Raw genomic sequence first — 24293 nt, forward strand, 5'->3', positions numbered from 1 at the left:
CAGTAAATTCATAAGGAGGCTTGACTGGCCGTTCAATATAGGAGGGTTCTCTAATATCGATAAAATTGAGAACCCCTCCGGAATTTTGCCATTCCATAAAACATTCAGTTTTTTAATCTATTGCCAAAGACTACTGAGTCGCATTCTGTAAAGAGTGTGTTTGCTAAACCGCAGTGAAATACATTGTGACTCTTCTTTCTGCTTCTGTGTAATTCACACCATTATACCCGTACTGAATACATATAGTTTTCGTAAAATTTCATAACGGAAAAATCAGGATCGCGTTTCACTTATCGCGGTATTTGCTGGCACGAGATTCTCCCTGACTGGATTGCAAATAGCAGTTATATCAAAAAAGCTGGAAATCCTGGCATTGTCATCGCAAGTGAAATCCAGTTCGGTCAGTTATTGATCATGGAGATATGCTGAAGTGCAGCAAAGAACTGCCCACCGGCAGGTCTTAAACGCTTCAGTCCCTGACAGGGTCAAAAAGGACCATGCGCCTTCAACAATTAATAAACAAATAGCTGTTTTATAGGAAATGCTGCAGCATGCAAATCGAAGTCGGTTTATATTGTACGCTCCTTATGAGGGTGTATCGTGGCTTAGGCTATCTAAGGCAGATCCCGATCCACTTTTACTTCATGAGAACCTGGCACTGATTGCAGCCCTCCCCGAAAATTGGCGTTGATCATCGTAGTACTCCTCCACTCGGGAATGAGGCCTGGCAAGATTTGAGCCCTGGCATGGGATGATGTTGATCTGGAAAAACCGAGCCGCAAAATCTACGTTTCGTTTTCCACCAGAGAAAAAATCACGAGCAAATGAGATCTATTTTTCAAAAAATTCGATTTCTTGGGATTGGCGACGAGGTTTATTCCAGTTTGATAGGAGATATGCGCCAGGGTCAAGTCAACATGCTGAACAATCAGATGCCGACAGCGATGCCCCCAGGACGCCCCAAACAGTACGGGAGCATGAAAAAAGTCATTTAATTTCATGACGCTGGTTTCAAACTCCATAATCAGCGTTAAACTATTCATACCATTCATATAGGGAGAAAAGATGATGCGCGTACTGGTTGTTGAGGATAACGCATTGTTACGCCATCACCTGAAGGTTCAGCTTCAGGAGATGGGACATCAGGTGGACGATGCCGAAGATGCAAAAGAAGCCGATTATTATCTCAATGAGCACCTGCCGGACATCGCCATCGTCGATCTCGGATTGCCTGATGAAGACGGTTTGTCGTTGATTCGTCGCTGGCGCAGCCATGATGTCTCCCTTCCGGTTCTGGTGTTGACCGCACGTGAAGGCTGGCAGGACAAGGTTGAAGTGCTCAGCGCGGGCGCGGATGATTACGTCACCAAGCCGTTTCACATCGAAGAAGTGGCGGCACGCATGCAGGCACTGCTACGCCGCAACAGCGGCCTGGCCTCCCAGGTGATTTCGATTCCCCCTTTCCAGGTTGATCTCTCCCGTCGTGAATTCTCGATCAATAATGAAGTCATTAAGCTGACCGCGTTTGAATACACCATCATGGAAACGTTAATCCGCAACAGCGGCAAAGTGGTGAGCAAAGACTCCTTAATGCTTCAGCTTTATCCGGATGCCGAGCTGCGTGAGAGCCACACGATTGATGTGTTGATGGGACGTCTGCGCAAGAAAATTCAGGCGGAGTACCCGCAGGACGTGATCACGACCGTCCGTGGTCAGGGTTATCTGTTCGAAATACGCTAAATGAAAGGGATCTTGCGTCATATTCTGCCCCTCTCGCTGCGGGTTCGCTTTTTACTGGCAACGGCCGCCGTCGTGCTGGTGTTATCCCTCTCCTACGGCATGGTGGCTCTGGTGGGCTACAGCGTCAGTTTTGATAAAACAACTTTTCGACTGTTGCGTGGTGAAAGCAACCTGTTTTATACCCTGGCGAAATGGGAAAACAACACGATCACCGTCGAAATGCCGGAAAACCTTAACCAGCAAAGCCCGACGCTGGCCCTGATTTATAACGAAAAGGGAAAACTACTTTGGGCACAACGCGATATCCCATGGCTGGTTAAAAGTATTCGTCCGGAATGGCTTAAGACCAATGGTTTCCACGAACTTGAAGCCGATCTGAACACCACCAGCTCGCTGCTGCGCGAGGACCGCTCCCTGCAGCAAAAGCTGAATGAGATCCGCGCAGACGATGCCGAAACAGAAATGACGCACTCCGTGGCGATTAACCTCTACCCGGCCACGATGAACATGCCGCAGTTAACCATCGTGGTGGTCGATACCATCCCGGTCGAGCTTAAACGTTCTTATATGGTATGGAACTGGTTCGTCTATGTTCTGGCCGCGAATCTGCTGCTGGTGATCCCGCTGCTGTGGCTCGCCGCGTGGTGGAGTTTACGCCCCATCGAATCGCTGGCGAGAGAGGTGCGCGAGCTGGAAGAACATCATCGTGAGAAGCTCAACCCGGAGACTACCCGCGAGCTGACAAGCCTGGTGCGTAACCTCAACCGTCTGCTGAAAAGCGAACGTGAGCGCTATGATAAATACCGCACCACCCTCACCGACCTCACGCATAGCCTGAAAACGCCGCTGGCGGTGATGCAAAGTACCCTGCGTTCGATGCGCAGCTCAAAGCTGAGCGTTGATGATGCCGAGCCGGTGATGCTGGAACAGATCAGCCGTATTTCTCAGCAAATTGGTTACTATCTGCACCGTGCCAGCATGCGTTCCGGCAGCGCGTTATTGAGTCGCGAACTGCATCCTGTGGCACCGCTTCTGGATAACCTCACCTCCGCGCTCAACAAGGTTTACCAGCGCAAAGGGGTCAATATCAGCCTCGATATCTCTCCCGAAATCAGCTTTGTTGGTGAAAAAAATGATTTCATGGAAGTGATGGGCAATCTGCTGGATAACGCCTGTAAATATTGCCTGGAATTCGTAGAAGTTTCCGCGCGTCAGACGGATAACGAATTGCATATTATCGTTGAGGATGATGGTCCGGGGATCCCGCGCAATAAACGTGATGTGGTATTCGACCGCGGTCAGCGTGCGGATACGTTGCGCCCCGGCCAGGGGGTTGGGTTAGCGGTGGCACGCGAAATCGTCGACCAGTACGACGGAAAAATTGAAACCGAAGACAGTTTACTCGGAGGCGCCAGAATGGAGGTCATTTTCGGTCGCCAGCAGCCCACATCGAACGATAGTTAACCCGTTATGTGAAAAATGCGAGGATCTCGCACCCAGGCTCCTGTGCTTCCGTTATAATCCGAGTCAGTAAGAGCCTGCGGAATAAAAAAATATGGATTATCACTTAACACTTAACTGGCCCGAATTTATTGAACGTTACTGGCAGAAACGCCCGGTCGTTCTTAAACGCGGGTTCAGCAATTTTGTCGATCCCCTCTCCCCTGACGAACTGGCCGGTCTGGCCATGGAGAGCGAAGTCGACAGCCGCCTGGTAAGCCACCAGGACGGGAAATGGCAGGTCAGCCACGGTCCTTTCGAAAGCTACGATCACCTCGGTGAAAACAACTGGTCATTACTGGTTCAGGCGGTTAACCACTGGCATGAACCGACTGCGGCGTTAATGCGTCCCTTCCGCGCCCTGCCCGACTGGCGAATGGACGATCTGATGATCTCCTTCTCCGTGCCAGGAGGGGGCGTTGGGCCGCATCTGGACCAGTACGACGTGTTTATCATTCAGGGTACAGGCCGCCGGCGCTGGCGCGTGGGCGACAAAGTGCCGATGAAACAGCACTGCCCGCATCCGGACCTGCTTCAGGTCGATCCGTTTGAAGGGATTATCGATGAAGAGCTGGAGCCGGGTGATATTCTCTATATCCCACCAGGGTTCCCGCACGAAGGGTATTCGCTGGAAAACTCGCTGAACTACTCCGTCGGATTCCGCGCACCAAGCGGTCGCGAAATGATCAGCGGCTTTGCTGACTACGTGCTGCAACGTGAACTGGGCAGCCATCGTTACAGCGATCCGGATGTGCCTGCACGCGAGCACCCGGCCGATATTGTGCCAGCCGAACTGGACAAGCTTCGCGGTATGATGCTGGATTTGATCAATGAACCGGCGCATTTCAGCCAGTGGTTTGGTGAGTTTATCAGCCAGTCACGCCATGAGCTGGATGTGGCACCGCCAGAGCCGCCATACCAGGCCGACGAGATTTATGACGCATTGCAGCAGGGCGACAAACTGGTTCGTCTGGGCGGGTTGCGCGTACTGCGCATCGGTGAAGATGTTTTCGTTAACGGCGAGAAGCTGGACTCCCCTCACCGTCCGGCGCTGGAGGCTATTGCCAGCCACTTGACCTTAACGGCCGATACCTTTGGCGATGCGCTGGAAGATCCCTCTTTCCTCGCGATGCTCGCCGCGCTGGTGAACAGCGGGTACTGGTTCTTTGAGGACTAAACCGTAAAGTAAAGCGTGCCGGGTGGCGGCTTCGCCTGACCCGGCCTTTTTTTGTCATTACCGCGCCGCGGTCAGCTCCGCAATTCGCACAATCACCTTCACCGCTTTTTCCATTCCTTCCAGCGTCACGAACTCGTGCTTGCCGTGATAGTTGTAGCCACCGGTAAACAGATTCGGGCAAGGCAGCCCCATGAACGACAGCTGCGAACCGTCTGTGCCGCCACGAATCGGTTTTAACAGCGGTTCAATATCACAGTCACGCATTGCCTGCTGCGCGATATCAAGGATATGCGGATGCGCCATCACTTTCTCGCGCATATTGTAGTAGCTGTCTTCGATAATCAGCTCGATATAGCAATCCGGATGCAGGCCCTTACCAACCTTTTTGGCTATCTCCATCATCTTACGTTTACGCGCTTCGAATGCTTTACGGTCAAAGTCGCGAATGATGTAGTGCATCTGCGCACTGTCTACGGTGCCCTTAATGCTGGTCAGGTGATAAAAACCTTCATAACCGTCGGTCTGTTCCGGGCTCTCTTCTGGCGGAACTTCCGCATGAATACGCGCCGCCAGCGACAACGCGTTCACCATGACCCCTTTGGCGGAGCCAGGATGAACGTTGTTTCCGACGATTTTGATTGTCACGGACGCCGCGTTGAAATTCTCGAACTCCAGTTCCCCTACGCCGCCACCGTCGACGGTGTAGGCCCACTTCGCGTTAAAGGCCTCTACGTCGAAGTGTTTTGCCCCCTTGCCGACCTCTTCATCCGGCGTAAAGGCGACACGGATATCCCCGTGCGGGATATTTTTCTCTTTCAGCACCGCCAGCGCCGTCATGATCTCGGCAATCCCCGCTTTGTCATCGGCACCCAGCAGCGTTTTGCCGTCGGTGGTGATGAGCGTCTGACCAAGCAGCTGGTGCAGCACCGGGAACATCACCGGCGACAGTACTTCGTCACCAATCCCCAGCGCAATGTCGCCGCCGCGGTAGTTTTCAACAATCTGCGGGTTCACATGTTTACCGCTAAAATCCGGAGAGGTGTCGACATGGGAGATAAAGCCAATCGCCGGGATATCACCGGAGACATTCGCAGGCAGCGTTCCCATCACAGTGCCTTTCTCGCTTAACGTGACGTTAACCAGCCCCATGGCGTCGAGCTGCTCTTTGAGCAGGTTTAATAACTTCCACTGGCCTTCGGTGCTTGGCACCTGGCGGACACCCGGTTTAGATTGGGTATCCAGCGAAACGTACTGTAAAAAACGCTCAAGTAATTTATCCATGCAGTCACCCTCACTTTTTGTGACAACATTATCAATAAGCATCAAAAGGCAAATATTGCGTCAGGTCACTTTTATCCCGCAAACGAGAATATTTTCCGTTTATATCGTATCCGTTAGTAAATGTAGCTTATGAATCAGTGACAAGGATTGGCGATTACAGTGGTTTGCCGTAGAATGTCCGCCCTCATTACGAGTCACCAAGGTGGTTACACACAAACCCCGCTTCGGTCTGCATCCCGGAGCGTCTATATGGGACAGCGCAAAAATTGAATACACAATCCCGTTCACGTTCACCGCTGGTGCAACTGGAACGAATTCGTAAAAGTTTTGATGGTAAAGATGTTATTTCCGGGCTCAACCTGACCATCAATGACGGTGAGTTCCTCACGCTGCTTGGCCCCTCTGGCTGCGGCAAGACAACCGTACTGCGCCTTATCGCCGGACTGGAAAACGTCGATAGCGGTCACATCCACCTTGAAAACCAGGATATCACCCAGGTCCCCGCCGAAGAGCGGCACGTGAATACCGTCTTTCAGAGCTATGCCCTGTTTCCGCACATGACCGTGTTCGAGAACGTCGCATTTGGCCTGCGGATGCAAAAAACCCCGGCCAGCGAGATCCCTGCTCGCGTTACCGACGCGCTGCGCATGGTGCAACTGGAAGAATTTGCCCAGCGTAAGCCACACCAGCTTTCCGGCGGCCAGCAGCAGCGCGTTGCTATCGCCCGCGCTGTGGTCAATAAACCGCGTCTGCTCCTGCTGGATGAGTCACTTTCCGCGCTGGACTATAAACTGCGCAAGCAGATGCAGAACGAGCTTAAAGCCCTGCAGCGCAAGCTCGGCATTACCTTTGTCTTCGTTACCCACGATCAGGAAGAGGCACTCACCATGTCGGACCGTATCGTGGTGATGCGTGACGGCAAAATCGAGCAGGACGGCACGCCACGTGAAATCTATGAAGAGCCGAAAAACCTGTTCGTGGCCAGCTTCATTGGGGAGATCAACATTTTCAACGCCACGGTGATTGAACGCCTGGACGAACAGCGCGTGCGGGCCAACGTAGAAGGCCGCGAGTGCAATATCACCGTGAATTTTGCCGTCGAAAAAGGGCAAAAGCTCAACGTCCTGCTGCGCCCGGAGGATCTGCGCGTTGAAGAGATCCACGGCAATACTGATGCCGAGGGCCTGATTGGCTATATCCGGGAGCGCAACTATAAAGGGATGACGCTGGAGTCTGTCGTCGAACTGGAAAACGGTAAGATGGTGATGGTCAGTGAGTTCTTTAATGAGGACGACCCTGATTTCGACCACTCCCTCGACCAGAAAATGGTTATCAACTGGGTAGAAAGCTGGGAGGTTGTACTGGCTGATGAAGAACACAAGTAAATTCCAGAATGTGGTGATTGCTACTATCGTCGGTTGGCTTGTGTTGTTTGTCTTCTTACCCAACCTGATGATCATCGCCACCAGCTTCCTGACCCGCGACGATACTGACTTCGTAAAGCTGGTCTTTACGCTGGACAACTACTCGCGTCTACTCGATCCGCTCTATTTTGACGTGCTGTTGCACTCGCTTAATATGGCGCTGATCGCCACCGTTGCCTGCCTGGTGCTGGGTTATCCCTTTGCATGGTTTCTGGCACGTCTGCCGCAAAAAGTGCGTCCACTGCTGCTCTTTTTGCTGATCGTGCCTTTCTGGACCAACTCCCTGATCCGCATCTACGGGCTGAAAATTTTCCTCAGCACCAAAGGCTATCTGAACGAGTTCCTGTTGTGGCTGGGCGTGATTGATACGCCAGTGCGCATCATGTTTACGCCGGGTGCGGTCATTGTGGGTCTGGTCTATATCCTGCTGCCCTTTATGGTGATGCCGCTCTATTCCAGCATTGAGAAGCTGGATAAACCGCTGCTGGAAGCTGCGAGAGACCTGGGCGCCAGCAAACTGCAGACCTTTATCCGGATTATCATTCCGTTGACCATGCCTGGCATCATTGCAGGTTGTCTGCTGGTAATGCTGCCGGCAATGGGCTTGTTCTACGTGTCCGACCTGATGGGCGGCGCGAAAAACCTGCTTATCGGCAACGTGATTAAGAGTCAGTTCCTGAACATTCGCGACTGGCCGTTCGGTTCCGCTACCAGCATTACGCTCACGGTGGTGATGGGCCTGATGCTGTTGATCTACTGGCGTGCTTCACGATTACTGAATAAAAAGGTGGAACTCGAATGATCGGTCGACTGCTTCGCGGCGGTTTTATGACCGCCATCTATGCCTATCTTTATATTCCGATCATTATTTTGATCGTGAACTCGTTTAACAGCTCGCGTTTCGGCATCAACTGGCAAGGTTTCACTACCAACTGGTACAGCCTGCTGATGAACAACGACAGCCTGCTGCAGGCTGCTCAGCACTCCCTGACGATGGCGATTTTCTCCGCCACCTTCGCCACGCTGATTGGTTCGCTTACCGCCGTGGCGCTCTATCGCTATCGCTTCCGGGGTAAACCGTTCGTCAGCGGGATGCTGTTTGTGGTGATGATGTCGCCGGATATCGTCATGGCGATTTCGCTGCTGGTGCTGTTTATGCTGCTGGGCGTCCAGTTGGGCTTCTGGTCACTGCTGTTCTCCCACATCACTTTCTGCCTGCCGTTTGTGGTGGTCACCGTCTTCGCACGCCTGAAAGGGTTTGACGTACGCATGCTGGAAGCCGCAAAAGATCTGGGTGCCAGTGAGATGACGATCCTGCGCAAAATCATCCTGCCGCTGGCGATGCCCGCCGTTGCTGCCGGATGGCTGCTGAGTTTTACCCTGTCGATGGACGATGTGGTGGTCTCCTCCTTCGTCACCGGCCCGAGTTATGAAATTCTGCCATTGAAGATCTATTCAATGGTGAAAGTCGGCGTCTCGCCCGAGGTGAACGCGCTGGCGACCATACTGTTAGTGTTCTCGCTGGTGCTGGTGATTGCCAGCCAGGTTATTGCTCGTGATAAAACAAAATCTCAGGGGACAATGAAATGAAAAAAATGCTTGCCGCTGCGGCACTGGTGCTCGGAATGGGTGCCGCGCACGCTGATGACAGCAAAACGCTCTATTTCTATAACTGGACCGAGTATGTGCCACCTGGCCTGCTCGAGCAGTTCACGAAAGAGACGGGCATCAAGGTTATCTATTCTACCTATGAGTCGAATGAAACCATGTACGCCAAGCTCAAAACTTACAAAGAAGGCGCGTACGATCTGGTCGTCCCGTCGACCTATTTCGTCGATAAAATGCGCAAAGAGGGCATGATTCAGAAGATCGATAAAACGAAGCTCACTCACTTCAACAATCTCGATCCGGAGATGCTCAATAAGCCGTTTGACCCGAATAATGACTACTCCATTCCTTACATCTGGGGCGCAACCGCCATTGGGGTCAACAGCGAGGCTATCGATCCGAAAACCGTTACAAGCTGGGCCGATCTGTGGAAACCGGAATACAAAGGCAGCCTGCTGTTAACCGACGACGCGCGCGAAGTGTTCCAGGTAGCGCTGCGTAAGCTCGGCTACTCAGGCAATACGACGGACCCGAAAGAGATTGAAGCGGCCTATAACGAGCTGAAAAAGCTGATGCCTAACGTGGCGGCATTTAACTCTGATAACCCGGCAAACCCGTATATGGAAGGCGAAGTGAATCTGGGTATGGTGTGGAACGGCTCCGCGTATGTTGCCCGTCAGGCCGGTACGCCGCTGGAGGTAGTGTGGCCGAAAGAAGGCGGGATCTTCTGGATGGATAGCCTCTCTATTCCTGCAAACGCGAAGAACGTTGACGGTGCCCTGAAGCTGATTAACTTCCTGCTGCGCCCGGACGTCGCGAAACAGGTTGCGGAGACCATTGGTTATCCCACCCCGAACCTCGCCGCGCGCAAGCTGCTCAGCCCGGCCGTCGCGAACGACAAATCGCTCTATCCGGATGCGCAAACCATCAGTAAAGGCGAGTGGCAAAACGATGTCGGTGACGCAAGCCGCATCTACGAAGAGTATTACCAGAAATTAAAAGCGGGCCGGTAAGCGGCCAGGCTTTCTTCCTCACTCCGTCTTAGCGGAGTGAGGAACGATTAACTGACGGCGTTCTCCCCGGCCCAGATCGTGGCCTTCCTCATCGCCTCTACGATCTCTTCCTCTGCCAGCCCCAGCGCGTGACTTATTCTGCTTGCCTCATCCCACTGCTGTTGCTCGTAAAAATGGCAGAGGCGAACCATGTCTGCTAACTGTCCTTCCTGATGGCACAACGCATTACTCACGCTCTGCGGGACAGCAATTTGCGTCATCAGCTCTGCCATCGGCAGCTCAAGCAGGGTATCAAGCAGTGAGAACAGACCGCACATGAACGCATTCTCAGCCAGCATCGGCTCGTTCAATTTTTCGGCAATCAGTTCACAGAATTTCCCGCGCATCATACTCATCGGGTAAAGCTCGGTGACGGTGTCGTTGGCTGCACTTGCCAGCACTACAACGGCTACAAACCTTCTGAGCTGATTTTCTCCAAGATACCTCAGCACTTCACTCAGGGTTAACTTGCTGAAATTACAGGCCCCCATGTGTTTAAAAGCGGTGTGCTTCATATAGCGCATGATTTTATAGGACAGCGTGAGGTCGCTTTTGATTAACGCCTCGATGATTCGAAAGTCAGGTTTATTGCGCCCTACTTCCATTTGCAGACGGAAAATTGCAAGCTGATTTTGCGATAGCCGTTTATATTTAATCACCTCCGGACGACAGAAAAAATATCCCTGAAAAAGAGAAAATCCGGCATCGCTGTATTGTTTGAATTCCTCTTTAGTCTCAATTTTTTCAGCCAGATATTTAATATGCCCGGTCAGGCTTTTACGCTCACTCAGGTAATTTTTAATTTGCGCTAAGGTGTAATTCTGGACATCGAATTTGATGATGGAAATAAAGGGCAAGAAAACATCCCATTCCGGTGCGAGAGTGAAATCATCGAGCGCAAAGCAGTACCCGTGCTCATACATTTCTCTCACGGCCTGCAAAAGCGCCTCACCCGGGTCAGCATCTTCCAGGATCTCAATGACCACGTTGTTTTTGTCCAGCGCCTCAGCGCTGCGGTCGATGATCATCCGGGAAGGAAAATTGATAAACGACGTATGTTCCCCGGCGATGCGCTGGGACGGCACGGATAAGAACTGGTCTGATATCATTCTGGACGTGGCATATTCCGCCGACACATCGGGGAAACGGTTGGTCATTCCGTCTCTGAAAAGCAGCTCATAGGCCACGGTATTCATATCGAGGTTAAAAATGGGTTGTCTCGCGATAAATCCATACATATCCCATCCTCCTGAACGTCTTTATATTTATTAGCATCCCCTATCTGCACAACGATAACGAGCATTATCGAACACTAATTTGATTGAATGCACAAAATAAAAGCATCCACACTAATTAACGGGAATTAGCGATCAAAAATTTAAATTAAATATACCCGGTGCTCTACAGAAACATGGCGAAATATCCGATAAGTGATCTGTGCCTGCCCGACATGCACGTCATTACGGGAGTTGAGAATGAAAGACGCCATGGTCCGAAAACAAAAAATAAGAGTCAAGACGTTGATGCTATTGTCCATTTTCCTCACCGTGACGGTGGGCTTTACGGCAACGATCGGTTTTATGATGTGGCAGTGGATGGATCAGCAAGAAGTGCTGGCTAAAAAACACATCCGCCAGATTGCTGAAGTGCAGTCTTTGCAGGTCAGTAAACAGATGGATTCCGCCCTGACGGCCGCGCGTGACATGGGAAATAGCGCTCAGGCACTGCGCGACGCGGGCATCGCTGATCGACAGGGGCTCAACCAGCTGCTAATCCATTATCTCTCAGCGCACCCTCAGTTTCTTTCAATGTCGATGGCCTTTGAACCTGATGCCTTCGATGGCAACGATGCCACCTTTGCCGGTCAGAGCGGTGAAGATCCCGCCGGACGTTACGCCCGCTACGTTGACCGCGACGCCACAGGCAAACCGGCATTACATCTGCTGACGGACATCGAAACGCCCGGCAGCGGTGATTATTATCTGCTGCCGAAGCAACGGCAAAAAGATGTCATCATCGAACCCTATATTTATCCCTACAATGGGGTGGACGTAATGCTCACCTCGATTGCCGCCCCCATCATGCGTGAGGGTCAGTTCCTGGGGTCCGTCACATCGGATTTCTCACTCGCTACCCTGCAATCGATGATCGGGGCGATTAAACCGTGGAACGGTACAGGCTACGCCCTGCTTCTGTCGGCGGGCAACAACGTGGTTTCCAGCCCGGATAAACGTGCCGTAGGCAAGCCTTACACTGGAACCGTCACAGGGGATGAGGTGATACGCACAAACGATCCTCAACTGAAGGAAGAGGCGTTTATCACCTGGCAGGCGATTACCATCGGCAACAGTCAGACGCCCTGGAAGCTGGCTATTGTCACCCCGGTCAGCGAAGTGATGGCCGAGGCAAGACAATTTTTACTGAAAGCCATCCTCCTGATGGTGTTAAGCATTGTGGTTGTCAGCCTGGTCATGGCGCAAATCTTTACCCGTAAAGTGGACCGTCCGGTGGGGGGCGAACCGTCAGATGCCGCCGGGATCGCGCTGGCCGTGGCCGGAGGCGACCTGAACAACGCTATCCCGGTGCGTCCCGGGGATACCAGCAGTATTTTTTACGCCCTGCACACCATGCAGATGCAGCTCAAGCGCATCGTGGGTAACATCAGCGAAGCCAGCCACTCCGTTCACGGTGGCACCAGTGAAATTTCGGCAGGCAATCTCGATCTGGCCTCACGCACCGAAGAACAGGCAGCGGCGATTGTCGAAACCGCGGCCAGCATGGAAGAGATTTCGGTCACGGTGAAAAATAACGCCGACAATGCGCACAAAGCTACCACCCTTACCGATCGCGCCGCGACCCTTGCCGGACATGGCGAGACGCTGGTCAACGATGTCGTGGTGGTGATTGGGGAAATTGACGAAAGCGCCCGTAAGATTGGAGAGATCAACAGCATTGTGGACGGTATCGCCTTCCAGACCAATATTCTGGCGCTGAATGCCGCCGTAGAAGCGGCGCGCGCGGGCGAACAGGGGCGCGGTTTTGCAGTGGTGGCGGGTGAAGTGCGCAACCTTGCCCAGCGAAGCGCCAACGCGGCAAAAGAGATCTCCCAGCTGATAGCCGAGTCTTCAGGCCGTGTCAGCAAAGGCGTTGAGCTGGTCAATGAAACCGGCGTCATGATGAAGCAGGTCATTGAGGCCGTGTCGCATGTGCATCTGGTGATAAACGATATTGTTCAGGCTCTGGATGAGCAGAATCGGGGAATTAGCCAGGTCAGCATTGCCGTCAATCAGATGGACAGCACGACCCAGCAAAACGCGTCCCTGGTACAACAGATCTCGGCAGCGGCCCTGTCACTGGACGAACAGGCAAAATCGCTGGAGAAAACGCTGGCCTACTTTACGCCATAAACAAAAAAGGCACCCGCAGGACGGGTGCCTTTTCAGGCTATCGCGATTACAGCCCTTTCAGGAGCTTATCGACAAACTCCGGTACGACGGTACTGGCCAGGCCATAGTGCTTCTCTTCGAACTCGCTGCCCACCTGGCTCGGCTCCAGATTCAGCTCAACCGTATGCGCGCCGTGCAGCCGCGCTTCGTGAACAAAGCCGGCCGCCGGATAGACATGGCCAGACGTGCCAATAGCGATAAAGACATCCGCCATGGCCAGCGCGCTGTAGATGTCATCCATACCAAGCGGCATTTCACCAAACCAGACCACATGCGGGCGCAGGCGCGACGGAAACTGGCAGCAGTGGCACTTATCTTCAGGCAGCACGTCCTCTTTCCAGTCCAGCACCTGACCGCTCCAGGCGCAGCGAACTTTCAACAGTTCACCGTGCATATGGATGATGTTTTTGTTACCGGCCCGTTCATGCAGATTGTCGATATTCTGCGTAACCAGCAAAAAACGATCGCCAAGCGCCTCTTCCAGCTTCGCCAGCGCCAGATGCGCCGGGTTAGGCACAACCTCTGGCTGCTGCAGCTGACGACGGCGGGCGTTATAAAACGCCTGCACAAGATCCGGATCGCGGGCAAAGCCTTCCGGCGTCGCCACATCCTCAACACGGTGCTCTTCCCATAACCCGTCCGCAGCGCGGAAAGTACGAATACCTGACTCTGCGGAGATCCCCGCCCCGGTCAGCACCACCACTCTGGGTTTATCCATCGCTTCTGGCATCATTCTGTCTCTGAAAAAGATCCGCTGGCGCAAGCGCTCACGTAAGCGGCGTTTATTTTTGCGAAAACGGCTGAGTCGACCTAAGCGACGCGACAGCATAAAAACCTCGTAAACTAATCGGTGAGATGAAGGAATGCGGCTCCGCGCATCCCTCCTGCGTCCCCGTGTCGCGCACGTTCAATACGCGGCACGCGGGCAACCGGCAATAAATGTCGGGGCAAACGCCCGGACAGCTGTTCCGTTAACGCGCTAAAGTTTGAAAGCCCTCCCCCAATCACCAGCAGATCCGGGTCGACGATGGTGAGAATATTTCCCAGACACACCGCCAGCAGATCCAGATAGCGCTCAACGTGCTCTCGCGCCTGCGCATCCCCCTGCTCCCACAAGGTAATGATTTGAGGGGCTTCAAGTTTCTGATGATAGAAGTGTTCGTAAAGCCATGCAAACCCACGTCCGGAGAGGTAGTTCTCAATACAGCCGTGCTGACCGCAACCGCAGCGGGTCAGCGGGAAGTCGCGCCCGACGACCGCCAGGGCATCAACCGGCAGGCGGATATGGCCGAACTCTCCCGTAATGTAACTGCGCCCGGTAATCGGCTTACCGTTGATGACGATCCCTCCCCCTACGCCCGTGCCGAGGATCAGCCCCATCACCAGCGGATAGCGCTGAAACTCATCGTCCCAGGCTTCGGAGAGCGCAAAACAGTTGGCATCATTATCTAAACGCACGTCGCGTTCAAGCAGGGCGGAGAGATCGGCGCGCAGCGGTTTACCGCTGGCAGCAGGAACGTTGGCCGCATACAGCGTACCATTGTCAGTTTCGGGCATTCCCGGAATACCAATGCCGACGCTGCCTTTCATGCCAAAACGTGAATCAGCTTGCGCCACCAGCGCGGCAATGGCGGTTAAAAATTCATCATAGCTTTCGCGTGGTGTGGGAACGCGGGTTTCCCACTGCAGTTTGAGGTTTTTATCAAACACGCCCAGCGCAATTTTGGTGCCGCCAATATCAAATCCATAATACATCACGCATTCCTCTTTTTGATTTGGCGGCCTGACGACCGCTAAATCATGACGTAATTACTGGCCACTTAATACCCTCGCCGGATCAATTCGGCTTGCGCGACGCGCCGGATACCAGCTTGCCAGCAGACTCAGTAAAAGTGCCGTTACCAGCACATAAAAAACGTCCAGCCAGTGCAATTCAGACGGCAGGAAGTCAATAAAATAGATATCACCTGACAGGAACTGGTGGCCAATAAGCGCCTCGATGCCATTGATAATTGGCGTCAGCTGCAGAGAAACCACCACGCCAATCACCACGCCGCAGAGGCTCCCGAACAGCCCAGCCAGCAGACCGTACCAGACAAAGATGGCGCGAATAAGACCGTCTTTTGCCCCCAGGGTACGCAGGACGGCGATGTCGCCGCTCTTGTCTTTGACCGCCATCACCAGCGTCGAGACGATATTAAAGCACGCAACCCCAATCACCAGCACCATCGCCAGATACATAATGGCGCGGATCATCTGGATATCACGGTACATATAACCGTAAGTGCCAATCCAGCTTTTGATGTAGACATAGTTATTGGTCACGCTGCCGGCATCACGCACCAGCTTATTGGCGTTGAAGACGTCGTTGACCTTAATGGCAATCCCCGTCACGCTGTCGGCCATGTCGAGATACTGGCGCGCGTCTTCCATCGGCACCATCGCAAAGCTGTGATCGAGCTGGCCGCTTAACTGAAGAATACCGGTGACGTGCAGACGTACGCGTTTAGGTTGCTGCAGCTTGTGGTCGGCACTGGCGTTCGGGATCATGATAGAGACCCAGTCGCCCTGCTTAACCTTCAGGGCCTCGGCAACGCCTTTGCCCATAATAATTTGCTGTTCACCGGCCTTAAAGTTTGCCCACGCGCCGTTTTGCACATATTTCGGCAACGCGCTGAGGCGCTCTTCCTGCACCGGATTCACCCCTTTTACCTGAATGGCGCGCAGGTTAACGCCGCTCTCGACCAGCCCGGTAAAGTTAATGTAAGGCGCGGCCGCCACGATGCCTGGCACTTTTTCGATTTTGCTCAGGGCATCGCTCCAGTGCGTCCACGGCTGATTAACCGGTTCGATTTCACCGTGCGGGACCACCGCCAGGATGCGGTTATTCAGTTCACGCTCAAAGCCGTTCATGGCGCTAAGGCCCACGATCAGCACCGCCACTCCCAGCGCAATACCGATGGTGGAGATCACCGAGATCAGTGACACCATGCCGCCGCGACGACGTCCGCGGCTAAAACGCAACCCTATGAGTAACGATAACGGTGAAGCCATTACTCCGCCCCCATCAGGGTCAGTTCTGGGTTCAGATGACCGTCGCGCATCTCAAGCTGACGTCCCATCCGTTTTGCCAGCTGGAGATCGTGGGTTACCACCAGAAACGCGGTTCCCTGCGAGGCATTCAACTCACCCAGCAGCTGGAAAATACTGTCCGCGTTGCGGGCGTCCAGGTTACCCGTTGGCTCATCCGCCAGTACCAGGCGCGGATTGTTGACCAGCGCACGCGCAATGGCCACACGCTGGCGTTCACCGCCAGAAAGTTCAGAAGGACGATGGTTACCGCGATGCCCAAGCCCAACCGCTTTCAGCATATCGCTGGCGCGAGTGTTAATTTCTGCGGGTTTCTTTTTACCAATCAGCAGCGGCATCGCCACGTTTTCCAGCGCCGTGAAATCCGGCAGCAGGTGGTGGAACTGGTAGATAAAGCCCAGCTCGCGGTTACGCAGCTCCGCTTTTGCCGCAGATGACATTTTGCTCATCGGCTGGCCGGAGAAAATCACGTCACCGCTGGTGGGTGTATCCAGCCCACCGAGCAGGTGTAATAACGTACTTTTGCCGGAGCCGGAACTGCCCACAATCGCCATCATCTCACCTTCGCCCACGCTGAAGCTCACATTGTGCAGCACGTCAGTCTGCACAGTGCCTTCCTGATAGCGTTTGGACAGGTTGTCGCATTGCAACAGGATCTTATTCATAACGTAAAGCCTCAGCGGGTTGAGTGGCGGCAGCGCGCCAGGAAGGATAAAGCGTAGAAAGCAGCGCAATGGCCATCGCAGCCAGCGCAATTCCAATCACCTGTAACGGTTCGATAGCCACGGGCAGCGCAGCGCCATCAAGCAGAGCGCCGATGATCGGCATTAAATTGTTAAGCTGGCTGGCGAGCAGCGCCCCCAGCGCCGCACCGAGTAGCGCACCGATAATCCCGGCACTGGCACCCTGCACCATAAATACCGCCATGATCTGGCGCGGCGTTAGCCCCTGAGTCTGCAGAATGGCGACCTCACCCTGCTTTTCCATCACCATCAACCCCAGTGAGGTGATGATGTTGAAGGCCGCGACCGCCACGATCAGGCTCAGCAGCAGCCCCATCATATTTTTTTCCATCCGCACGGCCTGGAACAGCTCGCCCTTGCGTTCACGCCAGTCCTGCCATTTGGTCCCTTCCGGCAACGTTTGCTGGCTGAGGGTATCCACTTTTAGCGGGGCGTCGAGCCACAGGCGCCAGCCGGTGATATTCCCCGCCGGATAGCGCATCAGACGTGACGCGTCCTGAATATTCACCAGCATCTGATAACCATCGACTTCGCTGTTGGCGGCAAACGTGCCAACCACCGTGAACAAGCGCTGGCTTGGCAAACGTCCCATCGGCGTAAACTGACTGGCCGACGGTACCATTACGCGCAGCTGGTCACCACGGTTGACGCCAAGCTGCCCGGCCAGTTGCTCGCCGAGGATCACGTTATATTTGCCGGCTTCCAGGTCGGTCTGCTTCACGTTCACGAGGAACGGCGTCAGCGGGTCGTTTTGCGCCGGGTCAATGCCCAGCATCACGCCGACCGCCACGCTACGGGCGCTTTGCAGCACCACATCGCCCGTGGTTAACGGCGCAACGCGCGTGACACCCTGTAACTTCGCCGCGCTTTCCGGGAGCTGTTGTGGGTTAACGGAACCGTTGGTTGAGGAGAGGATAGCCTGCGGCATCAGCCCCAGAATGTTGTTTTGCAGCTCGCGCTCAAAGCCGTTCATGACGGAGAGAACCGTCACCAGAGCCATTACGCCAAGCGTAATGCCAATAGTCGAAAGCCAGGAGACAAAGCGACCGAAGCGGTCCGCGGCGCGCCCACGCATGTAACGTAAGCCTATGAAGAGTGCGACAGGTTGGTACATGAAATCCGTCTGTTTGCTGATAGCAGACCCACGAGTATATAAGCGAATCCCTTAAGCGTAAATGACTGAAACCGTAAGCTTTGGTAATCATTTTTCTGAAAAATTCAGATAAATCAGGGTACTACTCTCTGAAACCTCCCTGTACGGCCTCCACCTTTTCCGAAAAACCTCCTGATACAGACTGTTACCCGTTACATCACGGTTTTGTTTAACAACAATTGTTCGTTCGTTTATGGCAAAAAGGTAGTCGCGAACAATGAAGCAAAAAGCATTATGGATTAACCAGATAAAAGGGCTGTGTATCTGCCTGGTGGTTATCTACCATTCAGTCATCACCTTTTATCCCCATCTCAATGGGTTACAACATCCGTTATCCGGTCTTCTCGCCAAATGTTGGGTCTATTTTAATCTCTATCTTGCTCCCTTCCGCATGCCGGTGTTTTTCTTCATTTCCGGCTATCTGATTCGACGTTACATCGATGAGGTGGACTGGCGTACCAGTCTCGATAAACGGATCTGGAGCATTGTCTGGGTACTGGCGCTGTGGGGCGTTCTGCAATGGCAGGCGCTGAGCCACCTCAACGCCTGGCTTGCTCCCGAGCGTGAACTGGCCACCTCCTCCAATGCGGCCTATGCCGATTCCCTTTCCGGGTTTGTGAAGGGAATGCTCACCGCCAGCACCAGTCTCTGGTATCTGTATGCCCTGGTGGTCTATTTCACGCTGTGTAAACTGCTGAGCCGCTGGAAGCTGCCGGTACTGGGGCTGCTGGCACTGGCGAGCGTCGCGATAAACTTCCTGCCGCTGCCGTGGTGGGGAATGAACAGCGTGGTGCGCAACATGATCTACTACAGCCTCGGCGCGTGGTATGGCGCTGAGCTGATGGCGTGGATGAAAGGGTTCAATCTGCGTCGCGCCTGGCTGGCGTTAGCCGCCTTCGCTGCCGTCTCTGTGGTGCTGTGGTTTGCTAACGTCCCGCTGCTGCTCTCCCTGCTGTCGATTGTGTTGATCATGAAGCTTTTCTACAGCATTGAGCAACGTTATGCCGTCCATCCTAATAATCTGCTTAACGTGATCGGTTCTAATACCATCGCGATTTATACCACCCATCGCATCCTGATTGAGGCCTTTAGCCTGTTCCTGATTGGTGAGATGAATGCCGCATACTGGCCGGTCTGGGCGGAGCTGACGTTGATTCTGGTCTACCCGTTTGCCAGCCTGTTGCTCTGCACCGTTGCCGGGCTTGGGGTGCGTAAGGTCTCCACCGCACTGTTTGGTGATGTGTTCTTCTCCCCGCCTTCCACGCTTTCTCCGTCATTGGCCAGCCGCTGATGCGCTTTTCGCCCCCTTTTGGGGGCGAATTTCCTCCCTGTGCGGTTCCGGTTTGATTATGTAAAACGATCGAGGATAATAAAGACATTGCGTATCAGTGATATGCCCCAATACTGTTGGTATATCCCCAAGAGACTCTGACATAGCCATGCCTGAACACTATCGATATTCCTTGCCTGTCAAAGCGGGCGATCAGCGCCAGCTGGGCGAACTTACTGGCGCGGCGTGCGCCACGCTGGTGGCAGAAATCGCTGAGCGACACCCGGGTCCGGTGGTACTGGTTGCCCCGGATATGCAAAATGCCCTGCGCCTGCATGATGAAATTCGCCAGTTCACTGACAATCTGGTGTTCAGTCTGGCCGACTGGGAAACGCTGCCGTATGACAGTTTCTCGCCGCACCAGGAGATCATCTCCTCTCGTCTGTCGACCCTGTATCAGTTACCGACGATGCAGCGCGGCGTGCTGATCGTCCCCGTAAACACCCTGATGCAGCGCGTCTGTCCGCACAGCTATCTTCATGGCCATGCGCTGGTGATGAAAAAAGGCCAGCGCCTGTCCCGGGACGCCCTGCGTGCACAGCTCGACAGCGCCGGTTATCGCCATGTCGATCAGGTGATGGAGCACGGGGAATATGCCACGCGTGGTGCACTGCTCGATCTTTACCCGATGGGCAGCGACCAGCCGTATCGTCTGGATTTCTTCGATGATGAAATCGACAGCCTGCGCGTATTCGACGCCGACACGCAGCGCACGCTGGAAGAAGTGGACTCCATCAATTTACTGCCCGCACATGAGTTCCCGACAGACAAAACCGCAATCGAGCTGTTCCGCAGCCAGTGGCGCGACAGATTCGACGTCAAACGCGATGCCGAACATATCTATCAGCAGGTCAGTAAAGGGACGCTGCCGGCGGGTATTGAATACTGGCAGCCGCTGTTCTTTAACGAGCCTCTGCCCGCGCTGTTCAGCTATTTCCCGGCCAATACGCTGATTGTTAACACCGGTGATATCGACGCCAGCGCCAGCCGTTTTGAGAGCGAAACTCGCGCCCGCTTTGAAAACCGGGGCGTGGACCCGATGCGTCCGCTGTTGCCACCGGAGGTGCTGTGGCTGCGCACCGACGAGCTGAACGCCGAGCTGAAACGCTGGCCGCGTATGCAGCTCAAAACCGATTCGCTCGCCGACAAGGCCGCCAATACCAACCTCGCCTTCCGCACGCTACCGGATTTATCCGTTCAGGCGCAGCAGAAGTCGCCGCTGGATAATCTGCGCAAGTTCCTCGAATCCTTTACCGGGCCGGTCGTGTTCTCCGTTGAAAGCGAAGGCCGCCGGGAAGCGCTGGGTGAACTGCTGGGGCGGATCAAAATCGCGCCGAAACGTATTTTGCGCCTGAGTGAAGCCACCGGTAATGGCCGTTATCTGATGATTGGCTCCGCCGAGCACGGGTTTGTGGATACCCTCAACAATCTGGCGCTGATTTGCGAAAGCGACCTGCTGGGGGAACGCGTGGCGCGCCGCCGTCAGGACAGCCGTCGCACCATTAATCCGGACACGCTGATCCGTAACCTCGCCGAACTGCACCCCGGCCAGCCGATTGTTCACCTGGAGCACGGGGTGGGCCGTTATCAGGGCATGACGACGCTGGAAGCCGGTGGCATCAAGGGCGAATACCTGATGCTGACCTACGCCAATGACGCCAAACTCTATGTGCCGGTCTCTTCCCTGCATCTCATCAGCCGCTATGCCGGCGGTGCAGAAGATCATGCGCCATTACATAAACTGGGCGGCGACGCCTGGGCGCGCGCGCGGCAGAAAGCCGCGGAAAAAGTGCGTGATGTGGCGGCAGAACTGCTGGATATCTACGCCCAACGCGCGGCCAAAGAAGGCTTTGCCTTCAGGCATGATAAACAACAGTACCAGATGTTCTGCGATAGCTTCCCGTTTGAAACCACCCCGGATCAGGCCCAGGCCATTAATGCTGTGCTGAGCGACATGTGCCAGCCGCTGGCGATGGACAGGCTGGTTTGCGGCGATGTCGGCTTCGGCAAAACCGAAGTGGCGATGCGCGCCGCCTTCCTCGCTGTAGAAAACAACAAACAGGTCGCGGTGCTGGTGCCTACCACCCTGCTCGCCCAACAGCATTTTGACAACTTCCGCGACCGTTTCGCCAACTGGCCGGTTCGTATTGAGATGCTGTCACGTTTTCGCAGCACCAAAGAGCAGACGCAGATTCTGGAACAGGCCAGCGAGGGTAAGATCGATATTCTGATCGGCACCCACAAGCTGCTGCAGAGTGATGTGAAGTGGAAAGATCTGGGGCTGTTGATCGTCGATGAAGAACACCGCTTCGGGGTCCGTCATAAAGAGCGTATTAAAGCGATGCGTGCCGACGTCGATATCCTCACCCTCACCGCCACACCGATTCCGCGAACGCTGAATATGGCGATGAGCGGCATGCGCGACCTGTCGATTATCGCCACGCCGCCGGCACGTCGTCTGGCGGTAAAAACCTTTGTTCGTGAGTACGACAACCTGGTCGTACGCGAGGCTATTCTGCGTGAAGTACTGCGCGGGGGTCAGGTCTATTATCTCTATAACGACGTGGAAAATATCCAGAAAGCGGCGGACAGGCTGGCAGAACTGGTGCCGGAAGCGCGCATCGCTATCGGTCACGGTCAAATGCGCGAGCGCGAGCTGGAGCGGGTGATGAACGATTTCCACCACCAGCGCTTTAACGTCCTGGTGTGTACCACCATCATTGAGACCGGGATCGATATTCCGACGGCCAATACCATCATTATTGAGCGCGCGGATCACTTTGGACTGGCGCAGCTTCACCAGTTGCGTGGCCGTGTTGGCCGCTCGCACCATCAGGCCTACGCCTGGCTGCTGACCCCGCATCCGAAAGCGATGACCACCGATGCGCAAAAACGTCTGGAGGCTATCGCATCGCTGGAAGATCTGGGCGCGGGCTTCGCGCTGGCGACACACGACCTTGAGATCCGCGGTGCAGGTGAACTTCTGGGCGAAGACCAGAGCGGCTCGATGGAAACCATCGGCTTCTCGCTCTATATGGAGCTGCTGGAAAATGCGGTCGATGCCCTGAAGGCCGGACGTGAGCCATCGCTGGAAGATCTGACCAGCCAGCAAACTGAGGTGGAACTGCGCATGCCTTCCCTGCTGCCGGATGATTTTATTCCGGATGTGAACACGCGTCTGTCGTTCTACAAACGTATCGCCAGTGCGAAAAATGAGAACGAACTGGATGAAATTAAGGTAGAGCTGATCGATCGCTTTGGCCTGTTGCCGGATGCCGCGAGAAACCTGCTGGATATTGCGAGGCTGCGCCAGCAGGCACAGAAGCTGGGCATTCGTAAGCTCGAAGGCAATGAAAAAGGTGGCGTGATTGAATTTGCCGAGAAGAATCACGTTAATCCGATGTGGCTAATCGGTCTGCTCCAGAAACAGCCGCAGCATTTCCGTCTGGATGGTCCAACGCGTCTGAAATTTACGCAGGAGCTGACGGATCGTAAAAACCGGATGGAGTGGGTTCGTCACTTTATGCGTCAGCTGGAAGAGAACGCTGTCGCATAATTCCCCTTCCCCCCGTTGGCGCAATGCTTACGGGGGGACAATTTACAAACTCTTTGCACTTCACCTGGATTTCCCGACATACCCATTCGCCATAATTATCGTTAACGCCTTATAAAACAATAACCTTATTATTTATATGGATTATGGTGATGATGACCTCTTCGCGTTTTACCCGCTGGATAACCGTGTTTGCGCTGGCAGCAACGGTCGCTGTTGCGCTTCCTGCACGCGCAAATACCTGGCCTCTTCCCCCTGCTGGCAGCAAGGTCGTGGGCGAAAACCGTTTCCATGTGGTTGAAAATAATGGAGGATCACTCGAAGCGATTGCCAAAAAATATAACGTAGGCTTTCTGGCTCTGCTGCAGGCTAACCCTGGCGTCGACCCCTATGTGCCACGCGCTGGCAGCGTCCTGACCATCCCGTTGCAGACTATTCTCCCGGATGTAGCGCGCGAAGGGATCGTGATAAACCTTGCCGAGCTGCGTCTTTACTATTACCCACCGGGTAAAAATGAAGTCACCGTTTATCCAATCGGTATTGGCCAACTGGGCGGCGACACGCTGACCCCAACAATGGTCACCACCGTATCGGATAAACGTGCCAACCCAACCTGGACGCCAACGGCTAATATTCGTGCTCGCTATAAAGCACAGGGGATTGATTTGCCGGCTGTGGTGCCAGCGGGTCCGGAGAATCCGATGGGTCACCACGCGATCCGTCTTGCGGCCTATGGTGGCGTTTACCTTCTGCATGGAACAAATGCGGATTTCGGTATCGGGATGCGCGTCAGTTCCGGCTGTATTCGTCTGCGCGATGATGATATCAAGACGCTCTATAGCGTGATCACGCCTGGTACCCGAGTGAATATTATTAATACGCCCATTAAGGTTTCTGAGGAGCCGGGTGGCGTAAGACTGGTTGAAATTCACCAGCCGTTATCGAAAAACATTGGCGACGATCCGCAGACACTGCCAATTAATCTGAATGCCGCGATGGTGAGCTTTAAAACGAATGCCCGCACGGATGGCATCGTGATGGAGCGTGCGATGGAGGCGCGTTCCGGGATGCCCACCGATGTCACCCGGCATCAGGATGTCACCCAGCAGTCGATGTGATCCCCAATAAAAAAAGCCCTGCTGAGCAGGGCTTTTTTACAGTGGCATCGCAGTGGCATAAATGAGGGTTTAGCCAGG

Annotated in this window: 18 protein-coding genes; 11 read left to right on the forward strand and 7 right to left on the reverse strand. The window is 54.2% G+C overall.

Annotated elements, in window-relative coordinates:
- The first annotated feature begins 1068 nt into the window (after nucleotides 1-1068).
- The 3 genes from phoP to L466_RS07655 all read left to right on the forward strand — a co-directional run bounded on the left by phoP (nucleotide 1069) and on the right by L466_RS07655 (nucleotide 4417).
- On the forward strand, nucleotides 1069-1740 hold the full coding sequence (phoP, locus tag L466_RS07665) for a two-component system response regulator PhoP (protein WP_032670531.1): 672 nt from the start codon (nucleotides 1069-1071) through the stop codon (nucleotides 1738-1740).
- Nucleotides 1741-3204: a two-component system sensor histidine kinase PhoQ gene (gene phoQ, locus L466_RS07660; RefSeq protein ID WP_032681238.1), complete on the forward strand. Its 1464-nt coding sequence runs from the start codon at nucleotides 1741-1743 to the stop codon at nucleotides 3202-3204.
- A 91-nt stretch (nucleotides 3205-3295) separates the two neighbouring features.
- Nucleotides 3296-4417, forward strand: a complete 1122-nt coding sequence (locus L466_RS07655; protein WP_032677894.1) for a ribosomal protein uL16 3-hydroxylase — start codon at nucleotides 3296-3298, stop codon at nucleotides 4415-4417.
- A 57-nt stretch (nucleotides 4418-4474) separates the two neighbouring features.
- Here the strand turns inward: L466_RS07655 and pepT are convergent, their stop codons facing one another.
- Nucleotides 4475-5698 (reverse strand): peptidase T, encoded by a 1224-nt coding sequence (pepT, locus tag L466_RS07650; RefSeq protein WP_032681239.1) that lies wholly within the window; start codon nucleotides 5696-5698, stop codon nucleotides 4475-4477.
- A 233-nt stretch (nucleotides 5699-5931) separates the two neighbouring features.
- Here pepT and potA point away from each other — a divergent pair, with 233 nt between their 5' ends.
- From potA to potD, 4 genes are read left to right on the forward strand one after another with little or no spacing between them, the layout of a single operon-like run.
- On the forward strand, nucleotides 5932-7083 hold the full coding sequence (gene potA, locus L466_RS07645; protein ID WP_171032980.1) for a spermidine/putrescine ABC transporter ATP-binding protein PotA: 1152 nt from the start codon (nucleotides 5932-5934) through the stop codon (nucleotides 7081-7083).
- Nucleotides 7067-7924, forward strand: a complete 858-nt coding sequence (potB, locus tag L466_RS07640) for a spermidine/putrescine ABC transporter permease PotB (protein ID WP_020884651.1) — start codon at nucleotides 7067-7069, stop codon at nucleotides 7922-7924. Before potA ends, potB begins: the two co-directional genes overlap by 17 nt.
- Nucleotides 7921-8712, forward strand: a complete 792-nt coding sequence (potC, locus tag L466_RS07635) for a spermidine/putrescine ABC transporter permease PotC (protein ID WP_014169603.1) — start codon at nucleotides 7921-7923, stop codon at nucleotides 8710-8712. The genes potB and potC overlap by 4 nt, the downstream gene beginning before the upstream one ends.
- Nucleotides 8709-9743: a spermidine/putrescine ABC transporter substrate-binding protein PotD gene (potD, locus tag L466_RS07630; protein ID WP_014169602.1), complete on the forward strand. Its 1035-nt coding sequence runs from the start codon at nucleotides 8709-8711 to the stop codon at nucleotides 9741-9743. The genes potC and potD overlap by 4 nt, the downstream gene beginning before the upstream one ends.
- Nucleotides 9744-9790: 47 nt before the next feature.
- On the opposite strand, the gene L466_RS07625 is transcribed toward potD, so the two are convergent.
- Nucleotides 9791-11020: an EAL and HDOD domain-containing protein gene (locus L466_RS07625; RefSeq protein ID WP_032681240.1), complete on the reverse strand. Its 1230-nt coding sequence runs from the start codon at nucleotides 11018-11020 to the stop codon at nucleotides 9791-9793.
- Nucleotides 11021-11257: 237 nt separating this feature from the next.
- Between L466_RS07625 and L466_RS07620 the strand changes: the two genes are divergently transcribed.
- Nucleotides 11258-13189 carry a methyl-accepting chemotaxis protein gene (locus L466_RS07620; RefSeq protein WP_032681242.1) on the forward strand — a complete coding sequence of 644 codons (1932 nt, stop codon included), beginning with the start codon at nucleotides 11258-11260 and terminating at the stop codon, nucleotides 13187-13189.
- Nucleotides 13190-13235: 46 nt separating this feature from the next.
- Here the strand turns inward: L466_RS07620 and cobB are convergent, their stop codons facing one another.
- Genes cobB through lolC form a run of 5 tightly spaced genes read right to left on the reverse strand, consistent with a single transcriptional unit; the run spans nucleotide 13236 to nucleotide 18175 of the window.
- Nucleotides 13236-14057: a Sir2 family NAD+-dependent deacetylase gene (gene cobB, locus L466_RS07615; RefSeq protein ID WP_014169599.1), complete on the reverse strand. Its 822-nt coding sequence runs from the start codon at nucleotides 14055-14057 to the stop codon at nucleotides 13236-13238.
- A gap of 14 nt (nucleotides 14058-14071) precedes the next feature.
- Entirely contained in the window at nucleotides 14072-14983 is a 912-nt protein-coding gene (nagK, locus tag L466_RS07610; RefSeq protein ID WP_032681243.1) for an N-acetylglucosamine kinase, read from the reverse strand.
- Between the two features lie 54 nt (nucleotides 14984-15037).
- A complete protein-coding gene (gene lolE, locus L466_RS07605; RefSeq protein WP_014169597.1) occupies nucleotides 15038-16282 on the reverse strand; it encodes a lipoprotein-releasing ABC transporter permease subunit LolE in 1245 nt (414 codons plus the stop codon).
- Nucleotides 16282-16983 carry a lipoprotein-releasing ABC transporter ATP-binding protein LolD gene (gene lolD / locus L466_RS07600; protein ID WP_020884656.1) on the reverse strand — a complete coding sequence of 234 codons (702 nt, stop codon included), beginning with the start codon at nucleotides 16981-16983 and terminating at the stop codon, nucleotides 16282-16284. The genes lolE and lolD overlap by 1 nt, the downstream gene beginning before the upstream one ends.
- Nucleotides 16976-18175, reverse strand: a complete 1200-nt coding sequence (gene lolC / locus L466_RS07595; RefSeq protein WP_032681244.1) for a lipoprotein-releasing ABC transporter permease subunit LolC — start codon at nucleotides 18173-18175, stop codon at nucleotides 16976-16978. Before lolC ends, lolD begins: the two co-directional genes overlap by 8 nt.
- 256 nt (nucleotides 18176-18431) lie before the next feature.
- Here lolC and L466_RS07590 point away from each other — a divergent pair, with 256 nt between their 5' ends.
- From L466_RS07590 to L466_RS07580, 3 genes are all read left to right on the forward strand, one after another.
- Entirely contained in the window at nucleotides 18432-19505 is a 1074-nt protein-coding gene (locus L466_RS07590) for an acyltransferase family protein (protein WP_032681245.1), read from the forward strand.
- Nucleotides 19506-19653: 148 nt separating this feature from the next.
- Nucleotides 19654-23100: a transcription-repair coupling factor gene (gene mfd, locus L466_RS07585; RefSeq protein ID WP_025204447.1), complete on the forward strand. Its 3447-nt coding sequence runs from the start codon at nucleotides 19654-19656 to the stop codon at nucleotides 23098-23100.
- 149 nt (nucleotides 23101-23249) lie between these two features.
- Complete coding sequence (locus L466_RS07580; protein WP_032681246.1) at nucleotides 23250-24215, forward strand: L,D-transpeptidase LdtC; 966 nt, start codon at nucleotides 23250-23252, stop codon at nucleotides 24213-24215.
- The last annotated feature ends 78 nt before the right edge of the window (nucleotides 24216-24293 follow it).

The sequence above is a fragment of the Enterobacter sp. BIDMC 30 genome (genome assembly GCF_000534355.1).
GTDB classification, from domain to species: domain Bacteria; phylum Pseudomonadota; class Gammaproteobacteria; order Enterobacterales; family Enterobacteriaceae; genus Enterobacter; species Enterobacter ludwigii.